This window comes from Pseudomonas sp. AK181 (assembly GCF_051122975.1).
Classification (GTDB): Bacteria; Pseudomonadota; Gammaproteobacteria; order Pseudomonadales; family Pseudomonadaceae; genus Aquipseudomonas; species Aquipseudomonas lactis.
Window position 1 is genome coordinate 6,122,258 of the sequence record NZ_CP146348.1, and the last position, 13,751, is coordinate 6,136,008.

General features: G+C 62.1%; 11 protein-coding genes. All 11 read right to left on the reverse strand.

What is annotated here, in order from left to right:
- Positions 1–8: 8 nt before the first annotated feature.
- Entirely contained in the window at positions 9–1,214 is a 1,206-nt protein-coding gene (hutI, locus tag V8689_RS27900) for an imidazolonepropionase (RefSeq protein WP_056782670.1), read from the reverse strand.
- Between the two features lie 15 nt (positions 1,215–1,229).
- On the reverse strand, positions 1,230–2,639 hold the full coding sequence (locus tag V8689_RS27905; protein ID WP_014716540.1) for an amino acid permease: 1,410 nt from the start codon (positions 2,637–2,639) through the stop codon (positions 1,230–1,232).
- A 164-nt stretch (positions 2,640–2,803) separates the two neighbouring features.
- Entirely contained in the window at positions 2,804–4,342 is a 1,539-nt protein-coding gene (gene hutH, locus V8689_RS27910) for a histidine ammonia-lyase (protein ID WP_156408301.1), read from the reverse strand.
- 26 nt (positions 4,343–4,368) lie between these two features.
- Positions 4,369–5,877 carry a histidine ammonia-lyase gene (gene hutH / locus V8689_RS27915; RefSeq protein WP_056782669.1) on the reverse strand — a complete coding sequence of 503 codons (1,509 nt, stop codon included), beginning with the start codon at positions 5,875–5,877 and terminating at the stop codon, positions 4,369–4,371.
- 148 nt (positions 5,878–6,025) lie between these two features.
- The gene (locus V8689_RS27920) at positions 6,026–6,850 is read right to left on the reverse strand and encodes a quaternary amine ABC transporter ATP-binding protein (protein ID WP_003187840.1); all 825 of its coding nucleotides are present in this window, start codon (positions 6,848–6,850) and stop codon (positions 6,026–6,028) included.
- Positions 6,847–7,698 carry an ABC transporter permease gene (locus V8689_RS27925; RefSeq protein ID WP_003187838.1) on the reverse strand — a complete coding sequence of 284 codons (852 nt, stop codon included), beginning with the start codon at positions 7,696–7,698 and terminating at the stop codon, positions 6,847–6,849. The genes V8689_RS27920 and V8689_RS27925 overlap by 4 nt, the downstream gene beginning before the upstream one ends.
- Positions 7,699–7,769: 71 nt before the next feature.
- Positions 7,770–8,735, reverse strand: a complete 966-nt coding sequence (locus V8689_RS27930) for an ABC transporter substrate-binding protein (protein WP_056782668.1) — start codon at positions 8,733–8,735, stop codon at positions 7,770–7,772.
- Positions 8,736–8,804: 69 nt separating this feature from the next.
- Complete coding sequence (locus V8689_RS27935) at positions 8,805–10,250, reverse strand: purine-cytosine permease family protein (protein ID WP_056782667.1); 1,446 nt, start codon at positions 10,248–10,250, stop codon at positions 8,805–8,807.
- 148 nt (positions 10,251–10,398) lie between these two features.
- Positions 10,399–12,069 (reverse strand): urocanate hydratase, encoded by a 1,671-nt coding sequence (gene hutU / locus V8689_RS27940; RefSeq protein ID WP_014716533.1) that lies wholly within the window; start codon positions 12,067–12,069, stop codon positions 10,399–10,401.
- A 389-nt stretch (positions 12,070–12,458) separates the two neighbouring features.
- Positions 12,459–13,019 (reverse strand): HutD/Ves family protein, encoded by a 561-nt coding sequence (locus tag V8689_RS27945; RefSeq protein ID WP_056782666.1) that lies wholly within the window; start codon positions 13,017–13,019, stop codon positions 12,459–12,461.
- Positions 13,016–13,726 carry a histidine utilization repressor gene (gene hutC / locus V8689_RS27950; protein WP_224796965.1) on the reverse strand — a complete coding sequence of 237 codons (711 nt, stop codon included), beginning with the start codon at positions 13,724–13,726 and terminating at the stop codon, positions 13,016–13,018. Before hutC ends, V8689_RS27945 begins: the two co-directional genes overlap by 4 nt.
- Positions 13,727–13,751 lie beyond the last annotated feature (25 nt).

The following is a 13,751-nucleotide window of genomic DNA, read 5'->3' on the forward strand; positions in this document are numbered from 1 at the left end:
GCATCCTCTCAAACAGTGACGTCGACGCCGTGGCGCACGACGCGTTTATCCAGTTCGCCACCCAGCCAGTAGGCCAGGTCGGCGGGGCGGTCGATCTGCCAGGCGACAAAGTCCGCGACTTTGCCCACTTCCAGGGAGCCATGGGTATCGCCCAAGCCCAATGCGGTGGCCGCGTGTTGCGTGGCGCCGGCCAGGGCTTCTTCCGGGGTCATGCGAAACAGGGTGCAGGCCATGTTCAGCATCAGCCGCACCGACAACGCCGGTGAAGTACCGGGGTTGAGGTCGCTGGCGATGGCAATCTTCACGCCGTGTTTGCGCAGGGCGTCCATGGGCGGCAACTGGGTTTCACGCAGGAAGTAGAACGCGCCCGGCAATAGCACGGCGACGGTACCGGCCGCAGCCATGGCGATAGCGTCTTCTTCGGTCATGAATTCCAGGTGATCGGCCGACAGCGCATGGTAGCGCGCCGCCAGGCTGGAACCGTGCAGCGATGAGAGCTGCTCGGCGTGCAGCTTCACCGGCAGGCCAAGTTGCTGGGCGACCTTGAATACCCGCTCAACCTGCTCGGGGGAAAACGCCAGGTATTCACAGAAGGCATCGACCGCATCCACCAAGCCCTCGGCGGCCAGAGCCGGCAGCATCTGGCTGCAGATGTGCTCGATGTAATCGTCGGCGCGGTCCTTGTACTCCGGCGGCAACGCGTGGGCGGCCAGGCACGTGGCGCGCACGCTGACCGGCAGCGCGTCACCCAGGCGCCGGGCCACGCGCAGCATCTTGCGTTCGTTAGCCAGGTCCAGGCCGTAGCCGGACTTGATTTCCACGGTAGTCACGCCGTCACGCAAAAGGCTGCGCAGACGCTTTTCAGCGCTCAGAAACAATTCATCTTCCGTTGCTGCACGCGTGGCACGCACCGTGCTGGCAATGCCGCCGCCCTTGGCCGCGATCTCGGCGTAGCTGACGCCTTCGAGGCGTTGCTCGAATTCGCCGCTGCGATTGCCACCAAACACCGTATGGGTGTGGCAATCGATCAGCCCCGGGGTAACCCACGCGCCTTGCAGGTCATGCACCTGGGCGTAATCCGCCGTCGGCGCCTGGCTGCGGGGGCCGACCCACTCGATGAGCGAGCCGGCAGTCACCATGGCGGCATCCTCGATGATCGAGTATTTGCCATTGGCCATGGTTGCGACGTGGCAGTGTTGCCAAAGCGTTTTCATCAACGCCTCCCTAAGTTATCGATGAGACAAAACCGGGTCGTAATCGACCTTGGCCGTTTGCCCGGCGGCGGGCTTGACCCACAGCCAGTAGGCGATGATCAGCAGCACGATCCACACGGCGCCCACCATCAACGCCGCCTGGGTGTCGGGGAAGTAACCGAGTACACCAAACACAAACAGCATGAACACAATGGCCGCTGCCGGCGCATAGGGCCAGAACGGCACCGGGAATTTCAGTTCGGCGACCTGCGCCTTGGTCATCGAGCGGCGCATGGCGACCTGGGTAAACAGGATCATCAGCCAGACCCACACGGTGGCGAAGGTGGCAATCGAAGCGATCAGCAGGAACACGTTTTCCGGGATCAGGTAGTTGAGCACCACACCGCCGAGCAAGGCGGCGCCCATGACCACCACGGTCATCCACGGCACGCCTTGTTTGGACAATTGCGCGAAGCCCTTGGGCGCCTGCCCTTGTTGAGCCAGGCCGTACATCATGCGGCCGGCGCCAAAGATGTCGCTGTTGATCGCCGACACCGCCGCCGAGATCACCACGATATTGAGGATAGTCGCCGCCGAGCCAATCCCCAGGTTGCTGAAGATCTGCACGAACGGGCTGCCCTGGCTGCCGATCTGCGGCCACGGGTAGATCGCCATCAACACGAACAGGGTCAGCACGTAGAACAGCAGGATACGCAGCGGCACCGCGTTGATCGCCTTGGGGATCACGCGCTGCGGGTCCTTGGCTTCACCGGCGGTGATGCCGATGATTTCGATGCCGCCAAAGGCGAACATCACCACCGCAAACGAGGCAATCAACCCGCCGATGCCGTTAGGCATGAAGCCGCCGTGGGCCCACAGGTTGCTCAGGCCACTGGCCTGGGTTTCGCCTGCCGAGTGGATGCCGAACAGCATGATGCCAAAACCGCCGAGGATCATCGCCACAATGGCGCCGACCTTGAGCAGCGACAGCCAGAACTCCATCTCGCCAAAGACTTTGACGTTGCACAGGTTCAGGCCGCCGATCAAAAACACGATGCCCAGCACCCAGACCCAACGGGCCACTTCGGGAAACCAGAAGCCCATGTAGATGCCGAACGCGGTAACGTCGGCAAGGCAGACGATGATCATTTCAAAGGCGTAGGTCCAGCCGAGGATAAACCCGGCCATCGGGCCCAGGTAGGTGCTGGCGTAGTGGCCGAAGGAGCCGGACACCGGGTTGTGCACGGCCATCTCACCGAGGGCGCGCATCACCATGAAGACGGCGGCGCCGCCGATCAGGTAGGCCAGCAGCACGGCCGGGCCGGCCATCTGGATGGCGGAGGCAGAGCCATAGAACAGCCCGGTACCGATCGCGGAACCCAGGGCCATAAAGCGAATATGTCGGGCGTTGAGCCCGCGTTTCAAACCTTTTTCTGGCTGGTGCATTTCTCGTCCCTAATTATTCTTATGAGGAGAAGATCGTTCCCACGCTCGGCGTGGGAACTCCGACCTGGACGCTCCGCGTCCGCTTTTAGAGCGGTGACGCAGAGCGTCACAGGATGCATTCCCACGCGGAGCGTGGGAATGATCAGGCACAGACCGAGTCGCGGTCAGAGGCTTGGCAGCAACTTGGCCGGCACCAGCTCATTCAGGCAGCGGCTGGCGAGCAGTTCGCTGGCGGCGTTGATGTCCGGGGCGAAGAAACGGTCCTTGTCATAGAACGCCACTTTGCCGCGCAGGATGCCACGGGCTTTTTCCAGCTTGGGCGAGGTCTTCAGGCCGTCGCGCAGGTCCAGGCCCTGGCACGCCGCGAGCCATTCCACCGCGAGGATGCCCCGGGTGTTCTCGGCCATTTCCCACAAACGCTTGCCCGCAGCCGGGGCCATGGACACGTGGTCTTCCTGGTTGGCCGAGGTCGGCAAGCTGTCGACGCTATGGGGATGGGCCAGCGCCTTGTTCTCGCTGGCGAGTGCTGCGGCAGTCACCTGGGCAATCATGAAACCGGAGTTCACCCCGCCATTGCCCACCAGAAACGGCGGCAGTTGCGACATGTGCTTGTCCATCATCAGCGAGATCCGGCGCTCGCTCAGGGAGCCGATTTCGGCAATGGCCAGCGCCATGTTGTCGGCAGCCATGGCCACCGGTTCGGCGTGGAAGTTGCCACCGGAAATCACGTCGCCTTCGACGGCAAAGACCAGTGGGTTATCCGACACTGCATTGGCTTCTACCACCAGCACTTCGGCGGCCTGGCGCAATTGAGTCAGGCAGGCGCCCATGACCTGCGGCTGGCAACGCAAGGAATACGGGTCTTGTACCTTGTCGCAGTTCTGGTGCGATTGGGACACCTGGCTGCTCTCACCGAGCAGGTCGCGATAGGCCGCTGCCGAGTCGATCTGACCACGTTGGCCACGCGCCGCATGAATACGCGCATCGAACGGCGAGCGCGAACCCAGTACCGCTTCCACAGTGAGGCCGCCGCACGCGAGGGCACCGGCGAACAGGTCTTCGCCTTCGAACAGGCCACGCAGGGCATAGGCCGTGGACACCTGGGTACCGTTGAGCAGGGCCAGGCCTTCTTTGGCTGCCAGGGTCAGCGGCGTGAGGCCGGCGACTTTCAGCGCTTCGGTAGCCTCCAGCCATTCGCCCTTGTAACGCGCCTTACCTTCACCAAGCAGTACCAGAGACATATGCGCCAACGGCGCCAGGTCACCGGAGGCGCCGACCGAACCTTTAAGGGGAATGTGCGGGTACACCTCGGCATTGATCAGCGCGATCAGCGCGTCGATCACCTGGCGACGAATCCCGGAGAAGCCACGGCTCAGGCTGTTGACCTTGAGCACCATGACCAGTCGCACCAGCGCATCGCTGATCGGCTCACCGACGCCAGCAGCATGGGAGAGCACCAGGGAGCGCTGGAGGTTTTCCAGGTCTTCGCTGGCGATGCGGGTCGAGGCCAACAGGCCGAAACCGGTGTTGATGCCATAGGCGGTGCGGTTCTCGGCGAGAATCTGCTCCACGCAGGCAACGCTGGCTTCGATCTGGGCCGAGGCGCTGTCATCCAGGCTGAGGGCTACTGGCTGCTGGTAGATGGCACGCAGTTGTGCGAGGCTCAGTTGGCCTGGAATCAGGTTTAGCGCAGTCACATTCATTCTCCTTGTGAATTGTTCTTAGGTGTTCAGTGCAAATTCGGTAATGCAGTGTCTTTAAGCAGCTGGGCAGCGGCGGCTATATCCGGCGCCAGCCAGCGGTCCTGCTCATAGGCGGGGACCACTTCGCGCAGCAAACGCCAGGCGCGATCAGTACCGGCGCCGAAGCGCTGGTCCTTGAGAAACTCGAAAGCCTGGGCCGCCAGCAGGTACTCGATGGCAAGTATCTGGGTGACGTTGGCCAGCACCTGGTGCAGCTTGAGCGCGGCGTTGGTGCCCATGCTCAAGTGGTCTTCCTGCAGGCCCGAGGTGACGAAGTTGTCGAGCACGGCAGGTTGCGCCAACTGGCGGTTCTGCCCACACAAGGACGCGGCGACGTACTGCACGATCATCATCCCGGAGTTGACGCCCGGGTTGCTCACCAGAAAGGCTGGCAGGCCGCTGACATGCGGGTTGACCAGGCGGTCCAGGCGGCGCTCGGCCACCGAGCCGATCTCGGCCATGGCGATGGCGAGCATATCGGCCGCCATCGCGACGGACTGCCCGTGGGGGTTGGCCTGGGACACCACGCGGTAATTGTCTGGCGTGCCCAGCACCAGCGGGTTGTCGGTGGCGCTGTTGAGTTCGGTCTCGATCTGGCGTGTGGCGTGTTCCACCTGGTCGCGGGCCGCGCCGTGAATCTGCGGGATCGAGCGAATGCTCAAGGCGTCCTGGGTGCGAATACCTTTACTGCTGGCAATCACCTCACTGCCGTCGAGCAGGGCACGCAGGTTGATACCTACATGCTGCATGCCCAGGTGCGGCTTGAGGGCAATGATTTCTTCGTCGAAGGCGTCGATCTGGCCGCGCTGGGCTTCGAAACTCATGGCACCGATCACGTCGGCCCATTGCAGCAAATGATGCGCATCGGCCAGGGCCAGGCAGCTCAGGCCGGTCATGCAAGGCGTGCCATTGACCAGACACAGGCCGTCCTTGGCGCCGAGTACCACGGGCTGCAAACCTTCTTCGCTGAGGGCTTGTTGCGCCGGGACGATACGGCCGCGGTAGCTCACATTGCCGACGCCCAGCAGGGCCACGCCGATATGGGCCATGTGGGTCAGGTACCCCACCGAGCCTTGGGACGGCACTTGCGGGGTGATGCCATGGTTGAGCAGCGCCAGCAGCGCGTGCACCACCTGCGGATGCAGGCCGGACTTGCCGTGGCTGTAGTTGATGACCGCCGCGCAGATGATCGCGCGGGTTTGCTCATCGCTGAGCACCGGGCCGACGCCGCAGGCGTGGCTCAGCAGCGTGTTGCGCGACAGTTGGCTCAGTTGCTCGGTCTTGAGCGAGACGTTGCACAGTGCGCCCAGGCCGGTGTTCACGCCATAGGCGCGCTCGCCGCTGGTAACGATGCGCTGCACGATGGCTTGGGCATTGTCGATGCGCGCCCAGGCGTGGCCGGAGAGTTCGAGTATGGCGCCGTGACGGGCAACGGCGGTGACGTCCTGCCAGCGCATTGGGGTGTCGGCGATGATGATTGTTGTTGCCTGGGACATCGTTGACCTCTTCATAATCTCTACAGCATCTTGATCGTTCCCACGCTCTGCGTGGGTACGCCGTCTGGGACGCTCTGCGTCCCCCCAAGTGACGCGGAGCGTCACGGAATGCGTTCCCACGCGGAGCGTGGGAACGATCAAGCCCGGATCAGACCACCGCCGCCCGCCGCTGAACAAAGCGGTCCACATACTCATCCGCCGGCGAGTGCAGAATCTCTCGCGGGGTGCCGACCTGGATCAGCTTGCCGTCCTTGAGGATCGCAATGCGGTTGCCGATGCGCACGGCCTCGTCGAGGTCGTGGGTGATGAACACGATGGTCTTGTGCAGGGTCTTTTGCAGCTCCAGCAACTGGTCTTGCATCTCGGCGCGGATCAACGGGTCGAGGGCGCTGAAGGCTTCGTCCATCAGGATGATGTCGGTGTCAGCCGCCAAGGCGCGAGCCAGGCCCACGCGCTGGCGCATGCCGCCGGACAGCTGGTGCGGGTATTTGTTTTCGTAGCCCTTGAGGCCCACGGTTTCGATCCAGTGCAACGCACGTTCGGCGCAAACCTGCTTGGTCTCGCCACGCACTTTGAGGCCGTAGGCAACGTTGTCGAGCACGCTCTTGTGCGGCAGCAGGCCGAAGCTCTGGAACACCATGCTGATCTTGTGCCGACGGAATTGGCGCAGGGCTTCCATGTCCAGTTGCAGGATGTCTTCGCCGTCCACCAGGATCGCGCCGCTGGTGGGGTCGATCAGGCGATTGAAGTGGCGCACCAGGGTGGATTTACCCGAACCCGACAAGCCCATGATCACAAAGATCTCACCGGTGCCGATGCTCAGGGACAGGTCATTCACACCGACCACGCAACCGGTCTCGGCCAGTACCTGGTCTTTGGTCTTGCCCTGGCCGACCATGGCCAGCGCATCCTGGGCGCGCGCGCCGAAAATCTTGAAGACGTTTTTGACTTCGATTTTGCTGACAGTCGTCATTTGCTCGCCTCATGCCGTGGGCGGCCATAAGCCTGGGTAATGCGGTCGATGACCACTGCAAGAATCACGATCGCCAGCCCGGCTTCAAGGCCGCGGCCGACGTTGAGGGTCTGGATGCCGACGAGCACGTCTTCACCCAAGCCACGGGCACCGATCATCGAGGCGATCACCACCATCGACAGCGCCATCATGGTGGTCTGGTTGATACCGGCCATGATGCTTGGCAGCGCCAGCGGCAATTGCACGCCGAACAGTTGCTGCCAGCGGTTGGCACCGAAAGCGTTGATGGCTTCCATGACTTCGCCATCGACCTGGCGAATACCCAGGTCGGTGAGGCGAATCAGCGGCGGCGCGGCGTAGATCACCGTGGCGAAAATCGCCGGGACCTTGCCCAGGCCGAACAGCATCAGCACCGGGATCAGGTACACGAAGCTGGGCATGGTTTGCATGATGTCCAACAGCGGCATCAGCACCGAACGCAAGCGATTACTGCGCGCCGACAAGATGCCCAGGGGGATGCCGATCAACACCGAGATCACCGTGGCCACCATCATCAATGCCAGGGTTTGCATCAGCTTGTCCCACAGGCCAACCGCGCCCACCAGGAACAGCAAGCCGACAATCACCGCCGTGGTCACCACCTTGCGTGTGGCGTGCCAGGCGATGCCCCCGACGATGGCCAGCATCAGCCACCAGGGCGCTGCGCGCAGCAGGCCTTCCAGGTTGACGATGGCCCACAGCAGCGTATCGGAGATGTGCCGGAACACATCGCCGTAGTTGGTGACCAGTGCGTCCACCCAACCGTTGACCCAGTCGGCGATGGAAAAGGTAAAGCTCTCAGGAAACATATCGTGCTCTCGATCCAGTGGGTTGTGGCCAGCCGCCCGGCCACCCTTGAGGGTAGCCGTGCACCCTTGACCTACAAGGCCGCGTCGATTTTCTTGGCTGCGTCTTCGCTCACCCAGGCGTGCCAGACTTCAGGATGTTCCTTGAGGAATATTTTCGCCAGTTTCGGCGACTCGATCCGCTCCTTGGCCATGCGGCCCAGGTTCTGGTTCAGCAGGTCGATGGGCAGGTTGACCTTTTCCAGCACGGCCACCAGTTCCGGGGCTTGCTCATGGAAGGTCTTGGACAGGCCGACTTTGATGCTCACGGTTTTATCCACGCCGGGCTTTTCTTCCAGCTTGACCAGGTCGACCTGGCCCATCAGCGGCGTCGGTGACCAGTAGTAGAACAGGATCGGCTCGCCACGCTTGTAGCTCGACAGCACCGCTGCATCCAGCGCCGGGCCGGTGCCCGGGCGGAAGTTGGTGTAGCTGCTTTCCAGGCCGTAGCTCTTGAGCATTTCGCTGTTGTCCAGCTCGCAGGTCCAGCCGGCCGGGCAGTTGTAGAAGCGGCCCTTGGACGGCTCTTCCTGGTCCTTGAACACCGAGGCGTATTTGGCCAGGTCGGCGATGCTTTTCAGGCCCGGCGCCTTGGGTTCGAGTTTGCGCTTGGCGTCGCCTTCGATCACATAGCGCGGCACGTACCAGCCTTCGACCGCGCCGACCACCGGAGCTCCGACGCCGACGACTTTGCCGGCCTTCTCGGCCTTGTTCCAGACCTCGCTGCGGCCTACCCACTCCTCGGCGAACACTTGGATGTCGTTGCTGCCCAGGGCGTTTTCCATGGTGATGGAATTGCCCGGCAGGCTGTCGGTTTTACAGTCGTAGCCTTTTTCCAGCACGGTTTGCAGGATGTCGGTGAGCAACATGCCGCTTTCCCAATTCAGGCCGGCGAATTTCACCGGCTTGCCGGATTCACACCAGCCGGCCGCCTGGGCGCCGGCGCTTGCCAGCACGCCAGCGGCGAACAAAGTAGCCAGCAAGGTCTTATTCATAGTCATTGTTGTGACGCTCCCAATCATGAAATGGATTACGGCAGTCAGTAGGCGTCCTGCCCTGTCCACGTCCCATCAGGCTTGTGCAGCCAGCCCGTTTGTTGTGGGTGAAGCGCCCTGCTCTTTTGGCAGGATCAGGTGATCGGGTACCGTGCCGTGCCATTTTTTTGCACACACGTAATACAGGGCCGCCGGCAGTACCAGGCCGATGATCCAGGAGATATCCACATCCCCCAGCGCGGCCACCAGGGGGCCGGTGTAGAACTTGGTGGAGATGAACGGCAACTGCACCAGCACGCCGAATACGTAGACGCTGATGCCCAGCAGGTTCCAGCGGCCGTAGCGACCGTTCGGGTCGGCCAGCGCCGGCACGTCATAACGCTCGCGGGTGATGCAGTAGTAATCCACCAGGTTGATCGCGCTCCAGGGCGTAAAGAACGCCAGCAGGAACAAGATGAACGACTTGAATGCACCGAGGAACGAATGCTGGCCGAGCAACGCGATCAGCGTGGCCGTGCCGACGATCATCAGCACGAACACCAGACGCTGCAGACGCGTAACCTCCAGGCGCCCACGAAAGCCGCTGATGATAGTGGCGATGCACATGAAGCTGCCGTAGGAATTGAGCGTCGAGATGGTGACCTTGCCGAACGCGATGCTGAAGTACAGCAACGCAGCGGTGGCCCCCGTGCCGCTCAAGCCCACGATGTACGCCACCTCGTGGCCGGCAAACTGCCCGTTGGACATGGCCGCGGCAAACACGCCGAGAACCATCGCCACTTGGGCCCCGATGACCGAACCTGCGCCAGCCGCGAGGAAGGTTTTCACCGATGACGTGCGGCTCGGCAGGTAACGCGAGTAGTCCGCCACATAAGGGCCGAAGGCGATCTGCCAGGAGGCCGCGAGTGACACGGCCAGCAGGAAACTGCTCCAGCTGAAGTGGCGGATTTGCAGGAGTGCGCCAACGTCGGTCTGGCTCATCAGGCGGCTGAACAGGTACACAAAGGCAACCACGCCAATCAGGCTGGCAACCCGGCCGATGAAGTGAATCACGCGGTAACCCAGCACCGTAACCAGTACGATGACACTGGCGAAGATCAGGATGCCGACGCTATCGCTGACCCCGAACAACTGGCCCAGCGCCTGGCCCGACAGCACGGTACCGGTGGCGGTGAAGCCCAGGTACATCAAGCACACCAGCACGATCGGAATGGCCGCGCCGTACACGCCGAACTGCACCCGGCTGGAAATCATCTGCGGCAGGCCAAGCTTGGGCCCTTGCGCCGCATGCAGCGCCATGACGCCACCGCCGATCAATTGACCGATGAGCAAGCCGATCAACGACCAGAACACATCACCGCCCAGCACCACGGCCAACGCCCCAGTGACAATCGCAGTGATCTGCAGGTTGGCACCCATCCACAGGGTGAATTGACTGAATAGACGACCATGTCTTTCCGCTTCCGGGATGTAGTCGATCGAACGTTTCTCGATCAACGGGGTGGTGTCGTTTGCAGCCATGTTGTTCAACCTCTAATGGATTGTTTTGTATGCATCTTGCTCTTTTGTGGGAGCTGGCTTGCCTGCGATAGCATCACCTCGGTCTTACTGTCAGACCGCGTCGTCTGCATCGCAGGCAAGCCAGCTCCCACAGGCTCTACGCCAGCCGTTACTTGATCATCGGCAGGTTCAGGCCCTGCTCCTTGGCGCAGTCGATAGCGATCTGGTAACCCGCATCGGCATGGCGCATCACCCCGGTCGCCGGGTCGTTGTGCAGCACGCGGGCAATCCGCTCGGCCGCTTCGTCAGTACCGTCGCAGACAATCACCATCCCCGAGTGCTGGGAGAAGCCCATGCCCACGCCACCACCGTGGTGCAGCGAGACCCAGGTGGCGCCGCTCGCGGTGTTGAGCAAGGCGTTGAGCAATGGCCAGTCGGACACAGCGTCGGAGCCGTCCTGCATGGCTTCGGTTTCGCGGTTCGGGCTGGCGACCGAGCCGGAGTCCAGGTGGTCACGGCCGATCACGACCGGCGCGGACAGCTCGCCGCTGCGCACCATTTCGTTGAACGCCAGGCCCAACTTGGCGCGCTGGCCCAGGCCGACCCAGCAGATACGCGCCGGCAGGCCCTGGAAGCTGATGCGCTCGCGAGCCATGTCCAGCCAGTTGTGCAGGTGGGCGTCGTCCGGGATCAGTTCTTTGACTTTGGCGTCGGTCTTGTAGATGTCCTGCGGGTCGCCGGACAGCGCCGCCCAGCGGAACGGGCCGATGCCACGGCAGAACAGCGGGCGGATGTAGGCCGGCACAAAACCTGGGAAGTCGAACGCGTTTTCCACGCCTTCTTCCTGAGCCATCTGGCGGATGTTGTTGCCGTAGTCGAAGGTCGGGATGCCTTGCTTCTGGAATTCGAGCATGGCTTTGACGTGTACGGCCATCGACTGCTTGGCGGCCTTGATCACGGCGGCCGGCTCGGTCTTGGCGCGAGCGCGGTATTCGTCCCAGGTCCAGCCGGCCGGCAGGTAACCGTTGAGTGGGTCGTGGGCGCTGGTTTGGTCGGTGACCATGTCCGGGCGCACGCCACGCTTGACCAGTTCTGGCAGGATCTCTGCGGCGTTGCCCAGCAACGCGATGGAGATAGCCTTGCCTTCCTTGGTGTATTTGGCGATGCGCGCCAGGGCGTCGTCGAGGTCGGTGGCTTGCTCGTCGACGTAGCGGCTGTTCAGGCGGAAGTCGATGCTGACTTGTTGGCACTCGATGTTCAGCGAGCACGCGCCGGCCAGGGTCGCGGCCAATGGCTGCGCGCCGCCCATGCCGCCGAGGCCGGCGGTGAGCACCCAACGACCGGTCAGGTCGCTGTTGTAGTGCTGGCGGCCGGCTTCGACGAAGGTTTCGTAGGTGCCTTGAACGATGCCTTGGCTGCCGATGTAGATCCAACTGCCGGCGGTCATCTGGCCGTACATGGCCAGGCCCTTGGCATCCAGTTCATTGAAATGCTCCCAACTGGCCCAGTGCGGCACCAGGTTGGAGTTGGCAATCAGCACGCGCGGGGCGTTGCTGTGGGTCTTGAACACGCCGACCGGCTTACCGGATTGCACCAGCAGGGTTTCGTCGTCGTTCAGATTGGTGAGGCTCTCGACGATCTGGTCGTAGCACTCCCAGTTGCGCGCCGCACGGCCGATACCGCCGTACACCACCAGTTCCTTGGGGTTCTCGGCCACTTGCGGGTCGAGGTTGTTCATCAGCATGCGCAGCGGCGCTTCGGTCAGCCAGCTTTTGGCGGTGAGCTTGTTACCGCGGGCGGCGCGGATTTCGACGTCACGGTATTTTGTAGGCTTGGTCACAGCTAGGACTCCTCGGCGATCGATGCGCGGACATGGATGGTGCGAGGTCTTACGCACACATCTTTACTTGTATGTACAAGCATATGCAATCGAGCGGCCAACTTTTGAAATGAGCCCTGCAGATTTTTTTCGCAGCTGCGCGCAAGCCTTGATAATCAAGGCCTAGAGGGTTGATGAAATTTCTTACGGAGATGTTTTATGGCAAAGGGGATTTGTCACGACAGCGCGGCTTTGCGTCACGCTGGGGCGTTCGGTAACAAATTGGTGCGCGGTCTTGGGAACAGCGCACAAACAAATGTGGGAGCTGGCTTGCCTGCGATAGCGGTGTGTCAGTCAGCACATCCTAGGCTGATACACCGCTATCGCAGGCAAGCCAGCTCCCACAGTTTTTAACCGCGTGCAGTCAGTTCGATGATGCAGCAGCGGCCAGTGACGCAGATATCCAGCAGGCCCGTGTTACCGTCCACTTGCAGGCAATCATGGTGACCAAGCTTCTCGCCCAGCACCTTCACTTCATCCGCCACGCTGAACACCAGCACCGTCTGCGCGGTGCTGAAAAACTGCTGCACGCCATCCACCCACTGCAAGCGTGCATGGTAACGCTGTGGCGAGTAGATCAGGTTGAAGTCGCGAATCGGCCCGGTGATCAAACGGCATGACACCTGGCTTTCGCCCTTGAACGCGAACGGCTGCAGCGGTAACAACCCACGTTGCTCCTCACCGTCTACGGTCAGCACCATGCCGGCGCCCTTGATTACCGTGATTACGCGTTGATAGCCCGCGAAGGTGGAGAAACCACCCGACTCGGCGATGTCGGCAATCGACAGACGCCAGCCAAAACCGTCCAGGCCGGTGCCCGCATCACGGGAGATTTCTTCAGTGCTGCCGCCGCCGTTTTTCCACGGCATGCGTACGTAGTTGGTGGCGCGCCAGACGTTGATCTCACTCATTTACTGAAGCGTCCTTCGAGGCTGTGACGGGAACCGGGGTGGATCAACCGCGCCGCCGTCACCGGCTGGCGACCCGACCAGGTGCGCCGACGAATCAACAGGCAAGGCTCGCTCGGCTCGATCTGCAACAACTTACACTCGGCGGCATCGGCGAGGATGGCTTCGACCACATGCTCACCCTCAGTCAACGGCGCCACCTGGTTCAAATAGGCATAGGGGGTTTGCTGGGTGAAGTCTTGCTGCAGGTATTCCGGCGCAACCAGGGCGTTGACGAAACGGTCTTCGATTTGCACGGGAATGTCGTTCTCGTAATGCACGATCAACGAGTGGAACACCCGCCCGCCTTCGCGCATTTCCAAGGCAACGGCGCGCTCGGAACCGGCGGCCTCTTCGCCCAGGGTGATCACCTGGCAAGTGTGTCGATGCCCGCGGGAGGCGATTTCATCGGCGATGTTGTGCACTTCAAACAGGGCCGATTGGCTTTTAGGCTCAGCCACGAACGTACCGACGCCTTGCATGCGCACCAGCAAACCTTCGGCGGTCAGCTCGCGCAGGGCGCGGTTGATGGTCATGCGGCTAAAGCCCAACTGGCTGACCAGTTCGCTTTCCGACGGCACACGGTAATGGGGCGGCCAGTTGCCGTTGAGGATCTGCTGGCTGATCATCTGTTTGACGCGGGCATACAAGGGCGCCGGACTTTCGTCCATGTGGGCAGCCAGCGAAGAGTTGGCG

Bases quoted from the DNA above. Each gene is read 5' to 3' on its own strand.
- hutI (WP_056782670.1), bottom strand. From the start codon at position 1,214: ATGAAAACGCTTTGGCAACACTGCCACGTCGCAACCATGGCCAATGGC.
- V8689_RS27905 (WP_014716540.1), bottom strand. From the start codon at position 2,639: ATGCACCAGCCAGAAAAAGGTTTGAAACGCGGGCTCAACGCCCGACAT.
- hutH (WP_156408301.1), bottom strand. From the start codon at position 4,342: ATGAATGTGACTGCGCTAAACCTGATTCCAGGCCAACTGAGCCTCGCA.
- hutH (WP_056782669.1), bottom strand. From the start codon at position 5,877: ATGTCCCAGGCAACAACAATCATCATCGCCGACACCCCAATGCGCTGG.
- V8689_RS27920 (WP_003187840.1), bottom strand. From the start codon at position 6,850: ATGACGACTGTCAGCAAAATCGAAGTCAAAAACGTCTTCAAGATTTTC.
- V8689_RS27925 (WP_003187838.1), bottom strand. From the start codon at position 7,698: ATGTTTCCTGAGAGCTTTACCTTTTCCATCGCCGACTGGGTCAACGGT.
- V8689_RS27930 (WP_056782668.1), bottom strand. From the start codon at position 8,735: ATGACTATGAATAAGACCTTGCTGGCTACTTTGTTCGCCGCTGGCGTG.
- V8689_RS27935 (WP_056782667.1), bottom strand. From the start codon at position 10,250: ATGGCTGCAAACGACACCACCCCGTTGATCGAGAAACGTTCGATCGAC.
- V8689_RS27945 (WP_056782666.1), bottom strand. From the start codon at position 13,019: ATGAGTGAGATCAACGTCTGGCGCGCCACCAACTACGTACGCATGCCG.
- hutC (WP_224796965.1), bottom strand. From the start codon at position 13,726: ATGGACGAAAGTCCGGCGCCCTTGTATGCCCGCGTCAAACAGATGATC.